21 protein-coding genes and 2 pseudogenes are annotated in these 21787 nt (G+C 62.1%); 10 read left to right on the top strand and 13 right to left on the bottom strand.

Annotation, left to right across the window (positions count from 1 at the left end; genetic code table 11):
* Positions 1-399 precede the first annotated feature (399 nt).
* The 3 genes from VFB05_RS06830 (at position 400) to VFB05_RS06820 (ending at position 1096) form a co-directional block, all read left to right on the top strand.
* On the top strand, positions 400-582 hold the full coding sequence (locus VFB05_RS06830) for a hypothetical protein (protein WP_325010312.1): 183 nt from the start codon (positions 400-402) through the stop codon (positions 580-582).
* 77 nt (positions 583-659) lie between these two features.
* Complete coding sequence (locus VFB05_RS06825; protein ID WP_325010309.1) at positions 660-860, top strand: hypothetical protein; 201 nt, start codon at positions 660-662, stop codon at positions 858-860.
* A 35-nt stretch (positions 861-895) separates the two neighbouring features.
* Positions 896-1096: a hypothetical protein gene (locus VFB05_RS06820; RefSeq protein WP_325010308.1), complete on the top strand. Its 201-nt coding sequence runs from the start codon at positions 896-898 to the stop codon at positions 1094-1096.
* Positions 1097-1134: 38 nt separating this feature from the next.
* Here the strand turns inward: VFB05_RS06820 and VFB05_RS06815 are convergent.
* The 7 genes and pseudogenes from VFB05_RS06815 to VFB05_RS06785 form a co-directional block, all read right to left on the bottom strand.
* Positions 1135-1674, bottom strand: a pseudogene (locus tag VFB05_RS06815) (DUF4142 domain-containing protein).
* Positions 1675-1732: 58 nt separating this feature from the next.
* Positions 1733-3076 carry a sorbosone dehydrogenase family protein gene (locus tag VFB05_RS06810; protein WP_325010306.1) on the bottom strand — a complete coding sequence of 448 codons (1344 nt, stop codon included), beginning with the start codon at positions 3074-3076 and terminating at the stop codon, positions 1733-1735.
* Positions 3073-3468, bottom strand: coding sequence for a DUF2231 domain-containing protein (locus VFB05_RS06805; protein ID WP_414643159.1), 396 nt, complete (start codon positions 3466-3468; stop codon positions 3073-3075). Before VFB05_RS06805 ends, VFB05_RS06810 begins: the two co-directional genes overlap by 4 nt.
* 292 nt (positions 3469-3760) lie before the next feature.
* Positions 3761-4147, bottom strand: a complete 387-nt coding sequence (cyoD, locus tag VFB05_RS06800) for a cytochrome o ubiquinol oxidase subunit IV (RefSeq protein ID WP_325010304.1) — start codon at positions 4145-4147, stop codon at positions 3761-3763.
* Positions 4144-4782, bottom strand: coding sequence for a cytochrome (ubi)quinol oxidase subunit III (locus VFB05_RS06795; RefSeq protein WP_325010302.1), 639 nt, complete (start codon positions 4780-4782; stop codon positions 4144-4146). The genes cyoD and VFB05_RS06795 overlap by 4 nt, the downstream gene beginning before the upstream one ends.
* On the bottom strand, positions 4779-6779 hold the full coding sequence (gene cyoB / locus VFB05_RS06790) for a cytochrome o ubiquinol oxidase subunit I (RefSeq protein ID WP_325010300.1): 2001 nt from the start codon (positions 6777-6779) through the stop codon (positions 4779-4781). Before cyoB ends, VFB05_RS06795 begins: the two co-directional genes overlap by 4 nt.
* Before the next feature lie 23 nt (positions 6780-6802).
* On the bottom strand, positions 6803-7642 hold the full coding sequence (locus VFB05_RS06785; RefSeq protein ID WP_325010298.1) for a cytochrome ubiquinol oxidase subunit II: 840 nt from the start codon (positions 7640-7642) through the stop codon (positions 6803-6805).
* Positions 7643-7936: 294 nt separating this feature from the next.
* Here VFB05_RS06785 and VFB05_RS06780 point away from each other — a divergent pair, with 294 nt between their 5' ends.
* Together VFB05_RS06780 and VFB05_RS06770 are read left to right on the top strand one after the other, a co-directional pair.
* A complete protein-coding gene (locus VFB05_RS06780; protein ID WP_325010604.1) occupies positions 7937-8176 on the top strand; it encodes a hypothetical protein in 240 nt (79 codons plus the stop codon).
* Positions 8177-8418: 242 nt separating this feature from the next.
* Positions 8419-9635 (top strand): annotated as a pseudogene (locus VFB05_RS06770) (MFS transporter).
* A gap of 25 nt (positions 9636-9660) precedes the next feature.
* On the opposite strand, the gene VFB05_RS06765 reads toward VFB05_RS06770, so the two are convergent.
* From VFB05_RS06765 to VFB05_RS06740, 6 genes are read right to left on the bottom strand one after another with little or no spacing between them, the layout of a single operon-like run.
* Entirely contained in the window at positions 9661-10530 is an 870-nt protein-coding gene (locus VFB05_RS06765) for an oxaloacetate decarboxylase (protein WP_325010292.1), read from the bottom strand.
* An 18-nt stretch (positions 10531-10548) separates the two neighbouring features.
* Entirely contained in the window at positions 10549-11334 is a 786-nt protein-coding gene (locus tag VFB05_RS06760) for an ABC transporter permease (RefSeq protein WP_325010290.1), read from the bottom strand.
* Positions 11331-12092 carry an ABC transporter permease gene (locus VFB05_RS06755; RefSeq protein ID WP_325010288.1) on the bottom strand — a complete coding sequence of 254 codons (762 nt, stop codon included), beginning with the start codon at positions 12090-12092 and terminating at the stop codon, positions 11331-11333. Before VFB05_RS06755 ends, VFB05_RS06760 begins: the two co-directional genes overlap by 4 nt.
* Complete coding sequence (locus tag VFB05_RS06750; RefSeq protein ID WP_325010286.1) at positions 12089-12880, bottom strand: ABC transporter ATP-binding protein; 792 nt, start codon at positions 12878-12880, stop codon at positions 12089-12091. The genes VFB05_RS06755 and VFB05_RS06750 overlap by 4 nt, the downstream gene beginning before the upstream one ends.
* A gap of 10 nt (positions 12881-12890) precedes the next feature.
* Positions 12891-13883, bottom strand: a complete 993-nt coding sequence (locus VFB05_RS06745) for an ABC transporter substrate-binding protein (RefSeq protein ID WP_325010284.1) — start codon at positions 13881-13883, stop codon at positions 12891-12893.
* Positions 13884-13926: 43 nt separating this feature from the next.
* Positions 13927-14805 (bottom strand): isocitrate lyase/PEP mutase family protein, encoded by an 879-nt coding sequence (locus VFB05_RS06740; RefSeq protein WP_325010282.1) that lies wholly within the window; start codon positions 14803-14805, stop codon positions 13927-13929.
* Between the two features lie 292 nt (positions 14806-15097).
* On the opposite strand from VFB05_RS06740, the gene VFB05_RS06735 reads away from it, so the two are divergent.
* The 5 genes from VFB05_RS06735 (at position 15098) to eda (ending at position 21787) form a co-directional block, all read left to right on the top strand.
* Positions 15098-17266 (top strand): carboxypeptidase regulatory-like domain-containing protein, encoded by a 2169-nt coding sequence (locus VFB05_RS06735; RefSeq protein WP_325010280.1) that lies wholly within the window; start codon positions 15098-15100, stop codon positions 17264-17266.
* A 237-nt stretch (positions 17267-17503) separates the two neighbouring features.
* A complete protein-coding gene (locus tag VFB05_RS06730; RefSeq protein WP_325010278.1) occupies positions 17504-18526 on the top strand; it encodes an LLM class flavin-dependent oxidoreductase in 1023 nt (340 codons plus the stop codon).
* A gap of 99 nt (positions 18527-18625) precedes the next feature.
* The gene (locus tag VFB05_RS06725) at positions 18626-19831 is read left to right on the top strand and encodes a DUF2235 domain-containing protein (protein ID WP_325010276.1); all 1206 of its coding nucleotides are present in this window, start codon (positions 18626-18628) and stop codon (positions 19829-19831) included.
* A gap of 391 nt (positions 19832-20222) precedes the next feature.
* On the top strand, positions 20223-21146 hold the full coding sequence (locus tag VFB05_RS06720; RefSeq protein WP_325010274.1) for a sugar kinase: 924 nt from the start codon (positions 20223-20225) through the stop codon (positions 21144-21146).
* Positions 21143-21787: a bifunctional 4-hydroxy-2-oxoglutarate aldolase/2-dehydro-3-deoxy-phosphogluconate aldolase gene (gene eda, locus VFB05_RS06715; protein ID WP_325010272.1), complete on the top strand. Its 645-nt coding sequence runs from the start codon at positions 21143-21145 to the stop codon at positions 21785-21787. Before VFB05_RS06720 ends, eda begins: the two co-directional genes overlap by 4 nt.

Here is a 21787-nt window from a genome sequence, read left to right as displayed (position 1 = left end):
TCAGACTTTTCAGCTGATATTCGCTGGCACGCGTTTTGCTGACTTATACCCGTAATGAAAGTGCAGCGTTGCGATGCGATCCTTCGCGCGTGGCCCGCGAGCTTTGGATTCTCGGGGGAGCCAATCGCGGCCGGTGATGCGTTTTTGTTGATTTGCACCAGTTGAAATTTAGACCGGTCGAAACTTTGTGAGCAACCGATAATTTGCCACTGCCAAAAAATATGCCGCGATGTGATCGAGTTCATATTTCTTTCTGCAGCCCAGGCGTAATTCATACAAGCGTGCTTCGTACAGGCGTACTGCGTAACTGACGACGATACCGTTGGGTCAGTCGTCTTTCGAATTCCAGTTTGCGAATTTCAAATTCTCGTTTTTTCAGGTCTTCATATGGAGGACGTGATGATGAATTTTGCTTCGTCGAATTCCATCGGCCAATCCCGGATCAAGGCGCCCACCTTCAACGCAACCATTCTGCTGGTCGGCACGGCGCTCTTCATCCTGTTTGCTCTTGCATTCTACCTGGCTTCGGGAACGCCCGGCACGACGCTGGACGAACTCGCATTCATGACCGTGGCCCCTTAAGGCGCGTGATCGATCAGGCACATCGTCGAAAAACGCCATCACCGCCTCGTTGAGGCGGCAACTCGCGAGGTTATCGCATGTCGGCCACGCTCGTTCTTTCAGAACCAAAATCATTTTCAACGCGGCGATCGAAACTGCAGCATCTTCTGCTGAACTATTTGTTCCTCGGCGTGCCGGTCGTCATCTGGGCCATCACGCTTCTGCTGATCGCCGTCGCCGTATATTTCGACATGCCCGTCATTGTCTTTGACGGCCAGAACCTGGTGGTGCCGTTTTGATGTTGCCGCAAAGCTCATTACAAGGAGCATTCGTCATGGGCCCCTCACATGACCAACTGAAGCGTTTGTCGCCGGAGGATCGTATCGTTTACAAGCAATGGCTGCGCCGTGGCTTGGTGTTCTATTCTTCCGCGATGGCGCTCTTGATTCTGGCGGCCTTCGCCAGCCGCGTCGTCGCGCCGCCGGATGTTGCCGGCGACACGATGCATACGGCGGCGATCTCCGCGCGAAAATAGACCAGCCCTCGCGGCGACCGCGATCGATACCGGCGCCTTCAATCGCGCTTCTTGAACGCTTCCGCCATCTCGAGGTGGTGTTGCAGCGTCGGCAATGTCTTGCCGGCCCAGTCCTTCAGCTTCGAATTGTCGCCGGACTTCGAATAGCGCTCGAACAGAGACACCGCGTCCTTGTGGGCGCTCACCTACATCGGATCGTAATAGTCGGCGAACTTCTCCTGCTTGGTGTCCTGCAACTCATTCAGTTTCTTCTGCGAGGAATCGCTGAGCTTGGTCGGGATAGTCGCCTTGACCTCGCCTCCGTCGACCAGCCCCTTGAGATCCTGGCTGGTCTTCGTGTGGTCGGTGATCATCTGGTCGGCGAATTTTTTCTCGGCCGAATCGCCTTTTTGTTGAGCAACCTTCGCCGCGGCGATTTCCAGCATATCGCTGTCGGCGGCCTCGGTGACGAAGTCCTGCGTTGACGGGCTGATGCCGAGCGTGGAATTGACGCCGGTCTTCTCTCCAATCGATTGGCCATGCGCAAGCGAAGACAACAGGAATAGAGCGCATGCGGTTGATGCGAGCAACTTGTTCATGTGAACCTCCACACAATGTCACCTTACAATCGGGAGCAATCGTGCCGGTTCCTCTACGTTAGCGCTGCGTCACCTGCGGCTGGTTGGAGGCGGTCACCCGCCATACCGTGTTGCCGACATCGTCGGCGATCAGAAGCGCGCCCGACTTGTCGAGTGCCAGCCCCACCGGGCGTCCGCGCGCGTGCTCGTTGCTGTCAAGAAATCCGGTGACGACGTCCTTCGGCATGCCGCTCGGTTTGCCGTCGGTGAACGGCACGTAGATGACCTTGTAGCCGTTGAGCACCTGCCGGTTCCAGCTGCCGTGCTCGCCGACGAATGCGCCGCCGGCATAGTCCTTCGGCAGGCTGCTTCCGGTGTTGAACACGAGCCCAAGCGGCGCGACATGCGAACTCAAGGCGTAGTCCGGCGGGATCGCCTTGTCGACGAGGTCCTTGCGCTGCGGTGTGACCCGCGGATCGACGTGCTGACCGTAATAGCTGTAGGGCCAGCCGTAGAAGGCGCCGTCCTTCACCGATGTCATGTAATCGGGCACGAGGTCGGGGCCTATTTCGTCGCGCTCGTTGACCACGGTCCATAGCGCGTGGCTTTGGGGCTCGAACGTCAGGCCGTTGGGGTTGCGCAGTCCGCTTGCAAAAATGCGAAACCGGCCTGACGCTCGATCGACTTCCAGAATGGCGGCACGGTTATGTTCCGCTTCCATGCCGTTCTCGGTGATGTTGCTGTTGGAGCCGACGCCGACATAGAGCTTGGTGCCGTCGGGGCTGGCGGTCAGGCTCTTGGTCCAGTGGTGATCGATCGGGCCGCCCGGCAGCGGCGTCAGCGTGGTGCCGGGTTCGGTGATTTTGGTTTCGCCTTCCTTGTAGGGGTAGCGGACGATCGCATCGGTATTGGCGACGTAAAGGTCGTTGCCGACCAGCGCAACGCCGAACGGCGAATTCAGGTGATCGAGGAACACGCTTTTCGTCTCGGGCGTGCCGCTGCCTTTGCTGTCGCGCAAGAGCGTGATGCGGTTGCTCTCGCCGGTAGTGCCGCCGGACGTCGCCCACTTCTCGACCCAGTTCATCACGACTTCCTTCGGCCGCTTGATGGTCGGGGCCGGCGGCGCTTTGGACTCCACCACCAGCACGTCACCGTTCGGCAACGTATAAAGCGAGCGCGGATGCTGAAGCTCCTTGGCGAAGGCTGCGACCTTCAGCCCTTGCGCTGCGGTCGGTGTTTCCTGCCCGTTCCAGCCAACCACGCGTGCGACATGCATCGGCGGCAGCAGAAACTGCTTGATTGGCGGCAAGACCGGGTTGGAGCCCAACTGGGCCCTCGGATCGCCGCTGCCATCGCTGCATCCGGCGAGACACAGCAGCGCGCTGAACGCCAGCGCTACGCGAAGCGAGTGAAGGTGCGTCATGATCGGGTAACTCCCGCGCCGTGGCGATAGACCATTTCCCAGCCCAGCCAGCCGGTGACGGGCAGGATGATCACCGTGATGATCGAAAGAACGAGCCCGAGCGGCACGACCGACGTCCAGGCATCGCGCGTGTGAACCAGGTTGTTGAAGAAGGCCAGGATGAGCACCGCCAGATTGCCGATCAAATGCGGCCATGCGGGCGCCTGCTGGCGTATCAGGCGGTTGCCGAGAAAGTCGATCAGGCCGGCGATAGCGGCGAGCACGCCGAACACGATGCCGACGAGCAGCAGCCAGGCCGAGAAGTTCGCGTACATCATCTCGCCGGTTAAGGCGTAGGCAATATCGGTCACCAGCGCTCCGACGAAGCAGACGATCGGAATCGGGACCAGCATCGGATGAATGGGATGTTTTGCGACCCGCGCCGTTGGGCGCAAGATCGGTTCGCTTGTCACTGTCACGGCGGGCCTCTCATGCGATTGCAAAAAATCGCCCTGCCCGGTTGTCCAACCCCGCCTTGTGATCAAGGTTCCTGAAAGATGCCGTCTCTCACCTGTCTCACTTGGACGAATGCGAGCACGGCAAGCTAGGGCACGGCACCCTGCCAAGGGAACGGTTCTGTCGACTTCTGAACAGAAGCCGGCCGCGGTTCCACTTCATTTGCTAACGTGAGTCTGCGCGGCGCGATCAGCGCTGCATCTGCATGATCTGATCCATCGGCGGCATGTTCTGGTTCAGATTGTCCATGATCCAGAGCGAACCGCCGACCACCAGAAACACGATCAACAGGCCAAAGGCCAGCGCCAGGATGTTGTTGGTGTTGTCGGGATCGGTCGTGATGTGGATGAAGAAAACCAGATGCACGCCCATCTGCGCGATCGCGAGCACGACCAGCGCCACCGGAATCGACGGCTGCCAGACGAGGTCGGTGCCGGCGATGAAGAACGAGGTCGCCGTCAGGATGATCGCTAGACCGAAACCGATGCAATAACCGAGCAGCCGCGGGCCGACGCGGACTTCTTCCTCATCGCCGGGGGCAAGATCGGCTGGATGATGCAGATGCTGGTCGCTCATGCAGCGCTCCCGAGCAGATAGACGACGGAGAAGATCGCGACCCAGATGATGTCCAGCGCATGCCAGAACAACGCAAAGCACAACAGGCGCCGCATGATGTCGGCGCGAAATCCCTTGGCGAACACCTGCGCCATCATGGTGAGCAGCCAGAGAATGCCCGCCGTGACATGCGCGCCATGGCAGCCGACCAAAGTGAAGAACGACGAGAGAAATGCGCTGCGCGTCGGACCGGCGCCACGGCCGACGAGATCGGCGAATTCGCGGAATTCGAGCGCCAGAAAACCCAGGCCCAGCAGGCAGGTCACCGCCATGCCGATCTGGTACCACTTCGCGCTGCGGACGTCGGCGGCGATCATGGCAAGCCCGCAGGTGAAGCTCGACAGCAGGAGGAACGCCGTTTCCGCCGCAACGCTCCTCAAGTCGAACAGCTCCGAGCCCCGCGGCCCGCCGGCGGTCTGATTGATCAGCACCGCATGAGCCGCGAAGAAGCAGGAGAACATCACGATGTCCGAGAGCAGGAAGATCCAGAAACCGTAACCGGTCACGATCCGCTTCGAGGCCGGCCCCTCATGCGGCCGCCCGCCGAGGAGTTGAGACGGCTTCTCATGTCCGATATAGACCGCAGCATCGGTCATGACGCCCTCCCCGCGAGCGCAAGCGCGGCGCGGCGCGATTCGCGATTGAGGCCATCGATGCGCGCGACCTCCGCGGCCGGAATGACGTATTCGTCATGGTCACGCCAGGCGAATACGACAAAGGTCGCGAAGGCGCCGATGCCGCCGAGAATGACCATCCACCAGATGTGCCAGATCAGCGCAAAGCCCATGATGGTCGCAAAGAAAGCGCAGACGAAGCCGGTCGGCGAGTTGCGCGGCATCTCGATATCCCTGTAGTCGGGCGCGCGCGACAGGCCCTGCTCCCTCGCCCGCGACTTGATCGCCCAGTAGGCGTCCTCGCCTTCGACGTCGGGCATGACGGCAAAATTGAATGCCGGCGGCGGTGAGGCCGTCGCCCATTCCAGCGAGCGTCCGTCCCAGGGGTCGCCGGTGACGTCGCGCAGGCTCTCGCGATCGCGGATGCTGACGACAAGCTGGATGACCTGGCAAATGACGCCGATCGAGAGCAGGACCATGCCGATGGCGGCGACGATCATCCAGGGCCGCCATTCGGCGACGTCGTAATGCTGCATGCGCCGCGTCATCCCGAGAAAGCCGGCCGCATAAAGCGGAATGAAGGTGACGTAAAATCCGGTGAGCGAGAACCAGAAGCCGGCCTTGCCCCATCCTTCATGCAGACGGAAACCGAACGCCTTCGGGAACCAGTAAGTATAGCCCGCGAACGCGCCGAACAGCACGCCGCCGATGATGACGTTGTGGAAGTGCGCGATCAGAAACATGCTGTTGTGCAGCAGGAAGTCCGCCGGCGGCACCGCGACGAGAACGCCGGTCAGTCCGCCGATGATGAAGGTCACCATGAAGCCCAGCGACCACATCATCGGCGTCGCAAAGCGGATGCGGCCGCCATACATCGTGAACAGCCAGTTGTAGATCTTCACGCCGGTCGGCACCGCAATGATCATGCTGGCGATGCCGAAGATCGCATTGACGTTGGGGCCGGCGCCCATGGTGAAGAAGTGATGCAGCCAGACGCAGAAGGAGATGATGCAGATCGCCATGGTCGCCATCACCATGGAGCGATAGCCGAACAGCGGCTTGCCGGAAAATGTCGGGACCACTTCCGAAAAAATGCCGAACGCGGGCAGCACCAGGATGTAGACCTCCGGATGTCCCCAGGCCCAGATCAGGTTCATGAACATCATGACATTGCCGCCACCTTCATTGGTGAAGAAGTGGAAGCCGAGATAGCGGTCGAGGATCAGCATCGCGAGCGTCGCAGTGAGGATCGGAAACGCCGCAATGATCAGGAAATTCGAGGCGAGCGTGGTCCAGCAGAAGATCGGCATGCGCAGATAGTTCATGCCCTTGGTGCGCAGCTTCAACACCGTGGTGACGAGATTGATCCCCGCGACCAGCGTGCCCACTCCGGAAATCGTCAGCGACCATAAATAATAGTCGACGCCGACACCGGGGGAATAGGTCATTTCGGACAGCGGCGGATAAGGCAGCCAGCCGGTGCGCGCGAACTCGCCGACGACAAGCGAGACGTTGACGAGCAGCGCACCGGTCGCGGTGAGCCAGAAGCCGACCGAGTTGAGCGTCGGAAACGCGACGTCGCGCACCCCGAGCTGCAGCGGCACCACGAAGTTCATCAACCCGATCACCAGCGGCATGCCGACAAAGAAAATCATGATGGTGCCGTGGGCCGAAAAGATCTGGTTGTAGTGTTCGGGCGGCAGATAGCCTTGCGAATTGTAGGCGATCGCCTGCTGCGCGCGCATCATGATGGCGTCGCTGCCGCCGCGCAGCAGCATCACGAGAGCAAGCAGGGTGTACATCACGCCGATCCGCTTGTGATCGACGCTCGTGATCCACTCCCGCCAGAGATAGGGCAAATGGCCTGCGATCACGACCCACGCGATCACGGCCAGAACGATGACCAGCACGGCGGCGCCCGTGATCAGCGGAATCGGTTGATCGAAGGGAATGGCCGCCCAAGTCAATTTGCCTAACATGTCAACTTGCCTAACATGTCGATTTACCTAACACTGGCTGCTCCACTCTCCGCCTTCGGTTTTGCCGGATTGTCGGCCAGCTCCGGTCCGGGACCTGGCGGAATCCGCCGCGTCGCGATGTCGTCGAACAAGCGCGGATCAGGCAGCCGATAGACCGGCCGGCCGCTCTCGACGGATTGCTGCATCAACTGCTTGTAGCTGTTCGTGTCGAGCACATTGCCGCTCTTCGCGGTGGCCTCGACCCAGTTCGGAAAGTCCAGCGGCGAAATGACGTGGACGTCGAACATCATCTCGGGAAAGCCGTCGCCGGAAAAATGCGCCGACAGGCCCTGAAGGTTGCCCTCCTGGTCCGCACGCAGATTGAGGTGCGTGACCATGCCGTTCATGGTGTAGATCATGCTGCCGAGTTGCGGGATGAAGAAGACATTCATCACGCTCGACGACGTCAGCTCGAATTGCAGCGGCGCGCCGACCGGCACGGTCAGCGAATTGACGGTCGCCACGCGCTGGTCCGGATAGATAAAAAGCCATTTCCAGTCGAGCGAGACCACCTGGATTCTGACCGGGCTGCCGGTGCCCGGGACCGGCACTCGAGGGTCGAGCTGATGCGAACCGATCCAGGCGACGCCGCCGAGCAGGATGATGGTGAGCGTGGGGATCGACCAGACGACGAGCTCGATCCGGCCCGAATGGGCGAAGTGCGGAAGATAGAACGCCCGGGTATTCGACTGACGGAAATAGTAGGCAAAGGCGAAGATTGCGATGATGGTCGGCACCACGATCGCCAGCATGATCGCAATGGAATCGATCAGGATGATCTTGTTGGCCGCCGCAACAGGACCTTGTGGATCGAAAATGTTCATCGCCGGGTCCTGAAGCGCACAACGATCCCCCCGGCCATCGGTGCCGGTGAGTTAGGTTCCTGCCTCAGGCCGTATTCTTCGGGATGAAGAAGTCCGCGGTCAAGCCCCAATTCGTCAGTCCATTCATCCTGACGTCACAGACAGCACCGCCGCGGTAGCCGGAAACTGACCTTAGGTGCTCGCGCCATTGTTACTCGCATGGAAGGGGCGTGCATCGATCGCCACCGATGAAACCTCCGCCGCCGTTTCGCTTTGATTCCGCGAAGCGAAAACGGAAGGGCGGAGGATCACGCGATGGCCGATCAAAAGAATGCGACCTCTCCTAAGGAACTCAAGCACAGCTGGCAGGTCTATGAAGAGAACCGGCGGTGGCGCCCGCAGGTCGATGACGGCCGCCCGCGCCAGTCCGAGGATGACCAGCAGCGGGAACAATTTGGCCCGCGCGGCGTCCTCGGCCAACCGGATCCGGCAAAGATGACCCCGCAACGGAAGAAGAAGACGCCGACGGATTTCGATCCCGGCCACACCGGCTAGCACGCTGAACAACGGCTTCGGGGCTGGAGCGCCCGCCTCGTGGCCCGATTCTAACATTCGCATCCCTTCTCAGCGGGCACATTTGCGAATGTTAGAATCAAAGGGCCACTGGCAGATATTAGTTACTAGTGGGGTTTCAGTTACTAGTGGAGTTTCGGATTTGACATTCGCTGTTCGGAATCGCGGCTAGGCGGAGTGCGAATGTCAAATCCACTCCACTAGCTCGTGGAATCGGAATCGCGATGGCGAGCCAAGGCCCCAAGCAAAGTGAAAGCCAGAAAAAGCGGCTCTGGCCTCTGCTTGGCGTGAACTTCTTCATGGCCGACATGCAGTCAGGCATCGGACCTTTCGTCGGCGTGTTCCTGGCGCAGCGCGGATGGGAGAGCGGCCTGATCGGCACGGCGATGACGATCGGCAATATCGCGGGCATGCTGATCACGACGCCGGTCGGCGGCTTCATCGACACCTCGCGTCACAAGCGCGCCTGGGTGATCGTGCCAGGCGCAGCCGTGGTTGCGGCGTCCTCGATCATCCTGTTCTGGCAAAACTTCTGGGCGGTCGCAGCGTCGCAGGTGGCGACCGGGATCGCCAGTGCCGCGATCGTTCCCCGGTGACCGGCATCACGCTCGGCATGGTCGCCCAGAAAGGCTTCAACCGGCAAAACGGCCGCAACCAGGCTTTCAATCACGCAGGCAACATGATCGGCGCGGCGGTGTCCGGCTTTCTCGGCTGGAAGTTTGGCTACTTCTGGGTGTTCGTGCTCGCGGCGCTGTTTGGAGCCATCACGGTTGCCTGCGTTTTCATGATTCCACCTGATACGATCAACCACCACATCGCACGCGGCAACAAGGAGGACGATCCGGAACACCGGCCGAGCGGAATGACCGTCTTGCTGAAGCACAAGCCGCTGATCGTGCTGGCGCTGGCGCTAGCCGTCTTTCATCTCGGCAATGCGGCGATCGTTCCGCTCTATGGCCTTTCGGCCGTCACCGGCAAGGACGCCAACGGACCCGGTTTCGTCGCGACGATCATCGTGATCGCGCAAAGCACCATGGTCGTGGCATCTGTTGTCGCCATGCACATCGCCGAGAAGCGCAACTACTGGATGCTCATCCTGGCGTCGTTTCTGGCGCTGCCGTTGCGCGGCATCTTCGCCTGCTTCCTGACGGGATGGTGGGGCGTCGTTCCCGTCGAGATCCTCGACGGCATCGGCGCTGGTTTGCAGAGCGTCGCGGTGCCCGGCATGGTGGCGCGCGCACTCTATTCGACCGGCCGCGTCAATCTTGCGCAGGGCGCTGTCATCACCATTCAAGGCGCCGGCGCCTCGGTGAGCCCGGCGCTCGGCGGCTGGATCGCGCAGTCGGTGGGTTATTCGCCGACGTTTCTGATCCTCGGCGGGATGGGCCTTCTGGCCGCGGCGATCTGGGTGGCGATGCGCGGCGCGATCAAGCACCTTTAGCACGTGGCCCAATCGGCGCGATCGATCACCCACCGCGGTATCGCCGTTCAAGCTCGTCGTATGTCGGTTTCGAAACGATCTGCTGACGAACCTCGAAACCGGCGAGCCGATCGGCGACCGACGCGAGCGAGCCGTCGCGTTTCAGCGCCATCAGCACCTCATGCGACGCCTTGAGCGCGGCCTGTAGCGCAGCATTGGCGTAGAGCACGCAGCCGAAACCGAGTTCGGCGAATTTTTGCCGCCCGAGTTCCGGCGTCCTGCCGCCGAACACGATATTGGCGACCTGCGGCACGGACAGGCTTTTCGCGATCTGCGCCAGTTCGTCGGCCGACGTCGGCGCTTCGACGAAAGTGACATCCGCGCCGGCTTCGATCATGGCCCCTGCCCGGTCGATCGCGGCCTGAAGGCCGAGAGTGGCGCGCGCGTCGGTGCGCGCCACGATCTGGAGATCGCCGTCCTTGCGCGTGTCGACGGCAGCCTTGATCTTCGCCAGCATCTCTTCCACCGGCACGACCTCCTTGCCGTCGAAATGACCGCACTTCTTCGGAAACATCTGATCCTCGATCTGCAAGCCCGCGGCGCCCGCACGTTCCAGCACCCTCACCGTGCGCACCATGTTGACCGCATTGCCGAAGCCGGTGTCGGCATCGACCAGCATGGGAATTGCGACCGCATCCGAAATCGCCGCGACGTGGCTCGCAATTTCGGTCAGCGTGGTCAGGCCGATATCAGGCGCGCCGAGATACATGTTGGCGACGCCGGCGCCGGTGACGTAGACGGCCTCATAGCCGAGGTCTTCGATGACCCGCGCAAACAGGCCATTGGCGGCGCCGGCGAAGATCGTCGCGGCGCGGCGGTTGAGGATGGTCTTTAACGTCGTCGTCGGCCTTGTCATGCTCTTCTCCTGTTCGGCCTATGCCGAGCGCCGTGCAAATCGTCTGCCGACGCGCAACATCAGCGTGTTGGCCGCGATCGCGATCATGACGATCACGGTCACGACCGCGGTCGACAGCGGCACGTTGTTCTGCGCCATGCCGCTCACCAGCAGAAAGCCGAGACCGCGCTGCGACGAGAACATTTCCCCGATCAGAACGCCAAGCAAGCTCAGCGAAAAGCTGAGACGAAGACCGTTGACGATATCGGGCAGGCACGCCGGCACCAGCACCCAGCGCATCGTGCGTCCGGGCGACAGCCGCAGCACCCTCGCGGTGCGAAGGAGCACCGGCGGCAGGTTGCGCACCGCGCCCAGCGTGAACAGCGTCATCGGCACCAGCCCGTGCATGACGCCGAACGCCACTTTGGCCGACATGCCAAGCCCGAACAGCAGCAGCACGACCGGATAGAGCGTCACTTTCGGAATGGTGTAGAAGCCGGCGAGGATGGGCTCGGCGACTTCGCCGGCGAAGCGGCGGATGCCGAAGATGAGGCCGAGCACGAGCCCGATCAGCGCCGAGAGCACGAACGCCAGCAGAAATGCCTCCAGCGTCGCGGCGGCATGATCCCAGAACATCGCGGTGCCGAGCAGGTGAGCGAGATAGACCAGCGTCTGCAACGGCGGCGAAACCGCGACACCGTGCGTCCAGCTCCCGATCGCTTGCCAGAGCGCCAGCATCAGCAAGGTCAGCACGACGGCGTCGAGCGCGCGGACGTGCCGGCGCGCGGGAAGCTTTTGCGTGGCGTCGAAGGAAAGCTCGCTCATCCCCGCGACCTCCGGCGCGCCAGCCGCCCCTCCCAGACATAAAGGATGCCGTTGGCGATCACAGCCACCAGCAGCACGAACAGCATCACGCCGTACATCGCGCGGTTATCGAAACTCTGATAGGCAAAGGAAATCGCGTAGCCGAGCCCGGTGCCGGACAGGATGAATTCGCCGGCGATGACGCCGATCAGTGCATAGCTCAGCGCCAGCTTGAAGCCGGTGAAGAGATGCGGCAGCGCCGCCGGTAGCACGATCCACATGAACGTTCGTGCCGGCGTCAGCCGGTGCACGCGCGCCAGCTTCATCAGCACCGGTGCCACGCCGTCGAGGCCGGCGAGTGTCGAGATCACAACGGCCGGCGCCGCCGAGAGAATACCGAGCACGACCAGCGGCGCCTTGCCCAAACCAAGCAACGCTACCAAGAGCGGATAGAAAATGAAGGTCGGAACCGAATAATACGACGCCAGCAGTGGATCGGCGACGTCACGAAGGCGCGCAAAACGATGGATCAACGGGCCGATCGCCGTGCCGAGGAGAATGGCGAGCACAAAGGCAATCAGGATGGTCGAGAACGTCGTTGCGATGCTCGCATCGAGCTCGCCGGAGCGGATCTGGTCCACCATCGAGGCGACCATGTCGCTCGGCGCAAGCACGGTCAGTGTATCGATCACGCCAAACCGGCAACCGATTTCCAAGAGCGCAATCAAGGACGCCAGGATGGCGGTGCGTACGATCAGCGCAGCGTGCCGCCGCGTCATGCGGCACGGCCCATGGTTTTCAGCGACTCCTCGCGAAGCGACGACCACAACCGCCCGGTCAGCGCGCCGAATTGCGTATCCGAGATGACGCGGCTATCGCGATCGCGCGGCCAGCCGGTTTCGACCATGTCGATGAAACGGCCGGGCCGCGCGCTCATCACGCCGACACGATCCGACAGCATCGCCGCCTCGTCGAGCGCGTGCGTGATCAGCAAGACCGTCGCGCCGGTCTCGCGCCACAGGTTGAGCAGCTCATCACCCATCAAGAGCCGTGTCTGCTGGTCGAGCGCGCCAAAGGGCTCATCGAGCAGGATCAGGCGTGGACGCAGCACCAACGTGCGCGCGATGCAGACGCGTTGCCGCATGCCGCCGGAGAGTTGTGCCGGATAATGGTCAGCGAACTGCGCGAGCCCCATGAACTGGATCGCGTGATCGACGCGATCGCTGGTTTCTTTCTTCGATAAATTCGAGGTCCTCAGGCCGAACGCGACATTGTCGCGCACGGAAAGCCACGGCATGCTGGAATCTTCCTGAAAAACGACGCCGATGCCGTCAGGCACTGCACCGTGCAGTTCCTTGGCCTCGAAACGCACGCTGCCGCTGGTCGGCCGCACGAGGCCGGCGACGACGTCGAGCAAGGTCGACTTGCCGCAGCCGGACGGACCGACGATTGAGAAGAACTCGCCGCGCTTGACCTGGAGGCTGATGGGGCCCAGCGCCTGCACGACGGGCGGCCCGTCGTAACGGCGCACCACCTCGTTCAGCGATACCTGCGATCCCTCGCTCACCGCAAAATCCTCATTGCGTCGGGCGCAAATCCGCCGGCAGATAGGACGTATCGACGTATTTCGGCCAGTCGATGTCGCCCTTGATCTGCCCGGTGATCTGAAGGCCCTCGACCATGTGATTCATGGCGGGATAGTCGAGCCGGCCGTCGCTCCAGTAATTGACCTTGATCAGTTCGCGGACGTGATTGCGAAAGAGTTCGACGTTCGGATTGTTGTAAGCCTTGGCCGTGATGTCGGCGGCCTCGTCGGGATGGTCCAGCGCATAGGCCATTCCTTCGCGGCGCGCATTGACGAGGCCCTTGATGATATCGGGATGCGCCTTGGCGTATTCGGCCGTCGTGATCATCACCGTCTGCATCATGCGCGGATCGAGCACGTCGCGCACCATGAACAGCGGCCTCACCAGTTCCTTGTGCTGGGCATAGATCAATTCGTCCGAGAAACCGGCATCGACCGCGCCGCTGCCGACGGCAGAAATATTGGCGCCGAGATCGCCGGCGGGCACGAGCTTCACCTGTTGCGGCGTCATGCCGACAGCCTTCAGCGCCATCAGGATCAGCATGTTGCTCACCGAGCCCGGCGCGGTATAGGCGATCTGCTTGCCGGCGAGATCCTTGATGCCTTGAAGCGTGGAATCCTTCTTCACCAGCCACATCTGGTCGGCGACCGACCAGGTGCCGGCGCCGATGATGATGAGCTTCTGGCCGGCATTGATGGCCTGCACGGCGGCGGCCAGCGACACTTCACCGAAGGGAATGCCGCCCGCGAGGGTATTGCGGACAGCAGTCCCGCCACCGGCTGCAGTCAAAATGCCTGACACGTCAACGCCATTTTTCTTGAAGAAGCCTTTTTCCATCGCAACCGCATAGGGAAGGCCATAAAACTGGCCGCCCCAATGCGTCACCGTGATGGTTTCGGCGCGCGCAGTTGGCGATTGCAAGGCCAGGATCGCCGCGGCCAACGCAAGGAAAAGGCCGAGCCGAAATCGTTTTCCTTTTGCCATGGCGTCGTCCCTCCTGGTCCTCAAACTCATCGCTTCAAACTCATCACTTGGCCCCGCTCAGACCGTGACGCTTCTCGAAGGCATGCACGGCGGGAAAGCCCATCAATTGATTCATCTCGGAGAACGGCAGCATCGGCGCCTCGCTCCCGGTGCCGATGCCGTCGCTCTTCAAATGGCGATAGACGACTTGCAAGGCGCCCGCCGCCGTCAAAAAGCCGGAGCCGGGATAAAGCGCGATCTTGAATCCCATCGCGCCGAGTTCGGCCGTCGACAGATACGGCGTGCGGCCGCCCTCGACCATGTTGGCGAGTAGCCACGCGCCCTCGAAAGTTTCAGCGACGCGCCGCAATTCCTCCAGGCTTTCCGGGCTCTCGACGAACAGCACGTCCGCGCCTGCCTCGAGAAATCGCTCGGCGCGGCGCAGCGCCGCATCGAGCCCCTCGGCGTAACGCGCATCGGTGCGCGCGACGATGAGGAAATCCTTGCTCGGCCGCGCCTCGACGGCGACGCGAATTTTCGCAACCGCATCGTCGGCGGGAATGACGCGGCGAAATTCGGTGTGGCCGCATTTCTTGGGAAATTCCTGATCCTCGAGCTGGATGCCGGAGGCACCGGCGGCGGCATAACCGCGCACCGTACGGTCGACATTGAGCAGCCCGCCATAGCCGGTGTCGCCGTCGGCGAGAAACGGCAGGCTCGTTGCGCCGGCAATGCAGCGCACGCGGTCGAGCATTTCGGAGAAGGTCGCGGTGCCGGCGTCGGCCACGCCAAGCGCCGAGGCGACGACGCCATAGCCGGTCATATAAAGTGCTTCGAAGCCGCTAGCCGCGGCCATTCGTGCCGAGATGCCGTCAAAGACGCCCGGAAGCGTCAGACATCCATCGCGTTGCAGCAGCGCCCGAAGCGGTGTTGCCCCAGCCAAGCCGTCCTCCCATTCGTTTGTTTTGCGAACCGCAAGGCCCGCGCGTTTTCTTTTTCGTTCTTTTTTAAGATCAGAACTCCGCCGGTCGGGTGACATCGAAGCCTAGGCGTTATGCACGAAAAATCAATATGAAGCGGCGCTCGTTTTCACCATGTGAGAACCAGGTCACCTCTGGTGAAGAGTGCTCGACAAGGAGAAGACTTTGGTCGAAATAGCGCAGGCGACAGACCGTGTGTCATAACAAAAGCGAACAGCGGCCGGCGAAACGAAGCTGCATGATAAGGAATGAGCCATGACGATAAATCGATTGATTGCCGCAAGCGCAAGCGCACTCGCGCTGATGCTCGGCAGCGCCGCGATGGCGGCCAAGATCGATATTTCCGCGCACGACATCGGTGGGCAAGTCATCGGCGAGAAAGGTCCCGAGGCCGGCGTCTGGATCATCGCGGAGACCAAGGACCTGCCGACGAAGTACGCGAAGATCGTGGTGACCGATGACCAGGGCCGCTTCGTCATCCCCGAACTGCCGGACGCCAATTACAAAGTGTGGGTTCGCGGCTATGGCCTGACCGACAGCGCGCAGGTCGATGCGCGCCCCGGCAAGATCGTCGACTTCAAGGTCAAGCCTGCCGCATCGGCGGCTGCGGACGCGCAGAACTATCCGGGCATGTACTGGTATTCGCTGCTCGACATTCCGCCGCAAAGCGAGTTCCCCGGCACCGGCGCCAAGGGCAACAAGATGCCGGAGACGATGAAGAGCCAGGCGCAATTCGTCGATACCGTGAAAAACATGTGCCAGTCCTGCCATGCGCTCGGCACGCGCGGCATCCGCGAAGTGCCGAAGATGTTCATGGACGAAGCGCAGGGCAACTCGCAGACCGCGTGGGCGATGCGCACTCAGGCGGGACAGGCCCAGGAATACATGGCGACCGCGATCAACAGCATCGGGCCCGACAAGGTCTATGACGTGTTCTCGAACTGGACCGACCGCATCGCCAAGGGCGAACTGCCGTTCGACAAGCCCGACCGTCCCAAAGGCATCGAGCGCAATGTCGTCTACACCGAGTGGGACTGGGCGACGCCAACGCATTACCAGCACGATGCGGTCTCGACCGACAAGCGCAATCCGCATCTCAATGCCAACGGATTGATCTACGGCTCGCCGGAGGAAAGCACGGACCTCATCCCCACGCTCGATCCGGTCAAGAACGTCGCGTCCACGATCAAGGAGCCCTATCTCGATCCGAAGATGACGGGCTCGGCCGATGCGCCGCACGGCACCTCGGCCTATTGGGGCGACGAGGCGATCTGGGACGGCCACACCTCGATCCACAACGTGATGATGGACGAACAGGGCAAGGTCTGGTTCACCGCGAAACTCCGCCCGCCGGCCAACCCTGATTACTGCAAGCAGGGCTCGAGCCTTCCTTCGGCCAAGGCGGATCCGCAAGGCTCGGCCGTGCGCGAGCTGTCGCGCTTTGATCCCGCGACCGGCCAATGGGACATGATCAACACCTGCTTCTCGACGCATCATCTTTATTTCGGACATGACGCCAACGACACGCTTTGGATGAGCGCGGGCGGTCCGGGCGCCGGCGGCGGCATCGTCGGCTGGCTCGATGTCAAGAAATTCCGCGAGACCAAGGACGGCGTCGCCTCGCAGGGATGGACCGCGCTCGTCATCGACACCAACGGCAACGGCAAGCGCGACGCGTATGTCGGGCCCAAAGACCCGGTCGATCCCACGAAAGACAAGCGCATCGCCGCGTCGTTCTACGGCATCATGCCGAGCCCGGTCGACGATTCGATCTGGGGCCAGGCGATGGATCGCGGCTTCTCGCGCATCGATCAGCCCGGCTACATCATTCGCCTGACGCCGGGCTCCGATCCGGCCAACACGGCTCTGGCCGAAGTGTATCAGCCGCCGGAGGGCACGTTCGGTCCGCGCGGCCTCGATATCGGACTCGATGGCGTGGTGTGGACAGCGCTGTCGAGCGGCCAGCTTGCCAGCTTCGACCGCAGGCTGTGCAAGGGTCCGCTCAACGGCCCGACCACGGCGGAAGGCAAGCAATGTCCGGAAGGCTGGCACGTCTACCGCCTGCCGGGGCCGCAGTTCAAAGGACTCGATCCCAAGGGCAGCGCCAACCACGCTTATTATGTGTGGGTCGATCGCTACAACATCCTTGGCCTCGGCAAGAACGTGCCGATCGCGGAAGCCAATGGCGCGGAATCGCTGCTGGCGCTGGTCGACGGCAATTTCGTCAACATGCGCATGCCCTACCCGCTCGGCTTCTTCACCAAGAATGTCGATGGCCGCATCGACGACGACAAGAAGGGCTGGAAGGGCCGCGGCCTCTGGACCACATCAGGCACGCGCGCCAACTTCCACGGCGAAGGCGGCAAGGATGCCTCGCCCAAAGTGTTCAAGGTGCAGTTGCGGCCCGATCCGCTGGCGCATTGAGCCTCGGCCCTCATGGTGAGCAGCGCCCCGCCCGAGCAGGCTAAGCGACAGCGAGGCCGTTAGCGAACGGCGGCAAAAGTGCCGCACGTCTTCCGGACAATACTTCGTATTGCCGGGAGAACCATGAGGTCCGAATGAGGCCTCATCCTTCGAGACGCCGTTTGCGCGGCTCCTCAGGATGAGGGGAGAGTGCGCGCAAGGGTGGCAAAACCATGCGCGCATCACTAGATTGCCCGCATGAAAAAGATCGGCTTTCTCTCCTTCGGACACTGGAATCCCTCACCGCAATCGCAGGCGCGCTCGGCCTCCGACGTGCTTTTGCAATCCATTGATCTCGCGGTCGCCGCGGAAGAACTGGGCGCGGACGGCGCGTATTTTCGCGTCCATCACTTCGCGCGCCAGCTCGGCTCGCCCTTCCCGCTGCTGGCCGCCGTCGGCGCCAGAACCAGCAAGATCGAGATCGGCACCGCCGTGATCGACATGCGCTACGAGAACCCGCTCTACATGATCGAGGATGCCGGCAGCGCCGATCTCATCTCGCGCGGGCGACTTCAGCTCGGCATCAGCCGCGGCTCACCCGAACAGGTGATCGATGGCTGGCGCTATTTCGGCTATCAGCCCGTCGAAGGCCAGGACGACGCCGCAATGGGCCGCCGCCATGCCGAGGTGTTTCTCGATCTGCTCGGCGGCAAGGGCTTTGCGAAGCCCAATCCACGTCCGATGTTTCCAAACCCGCCCGGATTATTGCGGCTCGAGCCGCATTCGGAAGGCCTGCGCGACCGCATCTGGTGGGGCGCAGGCTCCAACGCGACCGCGGTCTGGGCGGCGAAGCTCGGCATGAACTTGCAAAGCTCGACTTTAAAGAGCGACGAGACCGGCGAACCCTTCCATATTCAGCAGGCGAAGCAGATCCGAGCCTACCGGGCCGCGTGGAAAGAAGCCGGTCATACGCGCGAGCCGCGCGTCTCGGTCAGCCGCAGCATCTTTGCGCTGGTGAACGATCTCGATCGCGCCTATTTCGGGCACGAGCAGGAAGGAACGGATCAGATCGGCTTGATCGATCCGACCACGCGCGCCATCTTCGGCCGCAGCTACGCGGCCGAGCCGGATCTGCTGATCAAACAACTGAAAGAGGACGAGGCGATTGCGGAAGCCGACACGCTGCTGCTCACGGTCCCGAACCAGCTCGGCGTCGATTACAACGCCCATGTGATCCAGGCGATCCTGACCCACATCGCGCCCGCGCTCGGATGGCGGTGACGCGGAGCTTGCGACAAAGTCTCCTCCATTTCAGGTTGAAATAGAGGGGACATTGCCGTACGACTCCGAAATATCAGCAGACAATTGCATGGGGACAGCATGGCGAAGGACATCGTCGTTTGCTGCGATGGCACCGGCAACGAGATCAACACCGCGCTCTCGAATGTGCTGAAGCTCTATCGCGTCCTCGAAAAGGACGACGGCCAGCGGGTCTACTACCATCCCGGCATCGGCACGATCGGCCTGCAAAGCACTTGGGGCCGTCTCAAGCAGGAAGCCTATGCCGTGCGGGGGCTCGCCACCGGCGCCGGGCTCGACGAGGATACGCTTGCCGCCTACCGCTTCCTGTGCAGGACATACCAAAAGGACGACCGCGTCTGGCTGTTCGGATTCAGCCGCGGCGCTTACACCGTGCGCGTGCTGGCTGCCCTCATCCAGGTGATCGGGTTGATGCCGCCGGATCAGATCGATCTTTCCGGTTATGCTTTCACGGCCTACAAGAACGCCAGCTCAAGCAGCCACAACGCCGGCGAAAACTTTCTCGACGAAGCCTGGCATTTCAGCCAGGTCGCGGGCGGCTATCACGTCCCGATCGAATTTCTCGGAGTCTGGGATACGGTCGCTTCCGTCATCGTGCCGCGGCACGACAAATTCTGGTTCGATCTGCAAACGCTTGTCTATACGCGCACCAATCCGAGCGTGAGGAAATTCCGCCAGGCCATGGCGATCGACGAACGCCGCCGGATGTTCCGCCTCAACCACTGGACCGAGCCGCAGAAATATCGTCCGAACATTTTCGATCCCTCCAGCGCGATCGCGCAGGACATCCGCCAGGTCTGGTTTGCCGGCGTGCATTGCGACGTCGGCGGCGGCTATCTGGAGACGGAAAGCGGTCCTTCGAAATATCCGCTGCTGTGGATGATCGCTCAGGCAGTCGCGGCCGGACTTCGCGTCGATCCCTCCATGGTCGATCACCTCTGCTGGGGAACGCCGCGAAGGGGCAGCAGCCACGTCTATCTGCCGCCGAGTTCGACCGCCCCGCTGCACGATTCGATGAACGCGGCGTGGGAGATTCTCGAATGGCTGCCGAAAAATGAAAAATACCGGGAATGGCCGGAGCGCAAAGGCTTCCTCGGCTACTATTTGCCGCGCAGCGAACCGAGGCTGATTGCTGAAGGCGCCATCATCCATCAGTCGGTGATCGATCGAAAGGCAAATACGGCCTACCAGCCGATCAACCTGCCGAAGACCTTCACGGTCGAACCGGACCCCGCCCCGCCGCCTTCGCCGCCGCCATCGAGCTAAGGAGACGTGTTGAGGCCCGTTTTGCCGCTCCCCGCTTGAGGCAGGGCTATCGCATTTTAAGACAAACACCGCGCGCAGTCCCTTTGTGGCCATCCTTCGAGACGCCTGCGGCGCAGGCTCCTCAGGATGAGGCCTTCTTTCGAGGCGAGAATTTCAGACCCTCATGGTGAGGAGCCCGCCGCGCCCGAGCAGGCCGAGGAATAGCGAGGCCGTTAGCGAACGGCGTCAAAAAAGCCGGCGTCTCTGGACGATGCTTCGCATCGCCAGGAGAACCACGAGGCCAAAGCTGGCTCAGAGCCATATGCGACTGTCCTGCCGCAGGCGGCTCCAGCGAATCTTGTAAGGCCCGCACAATTTGCGATGCGGCGATAGTCCGCATATTCTGCAAATCATGAAAGTTGCTTCTCTCGGCGAGTGCATGATCGAATTCTCGCAAAGCGCGGACGGCGCGTTCCGACGCGGCTTTGGCGGCGACACGCTCAATACCGCGCTTTATCTGGCAAGGCTCGGCATCGACACATCCTATGTCACGGCGCTCGGCGACGATGCGTTGAGCGAGGAGATGCTGAGTGCCTGGCGCAGCGAGGCCATCAAGACCGATCTCGTGATCCGCGCCCCGGGCCGTCTGCCTGGCCTTTACATGATCGAGCGCGATGCGCGCGGCGAGCGCACGTTTCTCTATTGGCGAGATCGCGCTCCTGCGCGCGAATTCTTCGAGCACGCCGCCCCCTCAACTCTCGCGCGCCTGTCGCAATTCGACTGGCTCTATCTGTCCGGCATCAGCCTGTCGCTCTACGGCGAGACGGGCCGCGCGCGCCTGCGCGAGCTTTTGGCCGCGACCCGAAAAAACGGCGGCAAGGTTGCGTTCGACGGCAACTATCGTCCGCGCGGCTGGAGCGACGCTGCAACCGCGCGCCACGCCTTCACCGAGATATTGCCGCTGATCGATCTGGCGCTGCCGACCTTCGAAGACGAACAGGCCCTGTTCGGCGACGAGAACCTCGATCAATGCATCGCGCGCTATCGCACGAGCGGCGTCAACGAAATTGTTATCAAACGCGGTCCGCACGGCTGCGTTGTCGTCGTTGACGGCGACTGCACCGAGGTCCCGCCGCCACATGTAGTCGAACCCGTCGACACGACAGCCGCCGGCGATTCCTTCAACGCCGGATATCTGGCGGCGCGTATCAATGGCGCGTCACCGCGGGATGCCGCGCTGGCCGGTCATCGATTGGCGGGCGTCGTCATCCAGTCGCCGGGCGCGGTGATCCCGCGCGATCTGATGCCAAAGAACATATTCGGAGACAAAAAATGAGCGACAAGAGCCGCGCGCGCCTGATGGAAATCGTCTCGCTGGCGCCGGTGATCCCCGTCATCACCATCGAGGACGCCGCGCACGCGGTGCCGCTGGCGCGCGCGCTGGTGGCCGGCGGCTTGCCCGCGATCGAAATCACCTTGCGCACCAATGCGGCGGTGGAATCCGCGCGCGCCATCATGGCGGAAGTGCCCGAGGCGATTGTCGGCATCGGCACTGTTCTGTCGGCATGGGACCTCGAACGCGCCTCCGCGCTTGGCGCTGCGTTTGCCGTCAGCCCCGGCGTGACATCGGATATTTTGACGGCTGCGGCGATCACCGACCTGCCCTTTGCACCGGGCATCCAGACCGCATCCGATCTGATCACCTGCGTGGTCAGGGGCTTTGACGTCGTCAAATTCTTCCCGGCCGTGCCAGCCGGAGGCCTCGCGGCGCTGAGCGCGCTCGCGGGTCCGTTTCCAAACGTGCGCTATTGTCCAACCGGCGGCATTGGTGCTGCGAATGCGCAAGAATGGCTGGCGCATCCGAAGGTCGTCGCGGTTGGCGGCTCCTGGATTGCGCCGGCGTCCGATATCAGCGCCGGCAACTGGCAGCAAATCGAGCAACGCGCTCACGCGGCAGCGGCGCTGCGGTCACGCTGA

This window comes from Bradyrhizobium sp. (genome assembly GCF_035652035.1).
In the GTDB taxonomy this organism is placed as follows: Bacteria; Pseudomonadota; Alphaproteobacteria; order Rhizobiales; family Xanthobacteraceae; genus Bradyrhizobium.
Note: the sequence above shows the minus strand (reverse complement) of the source record. Positions and strands in the feature narration are given on the sequence as shown.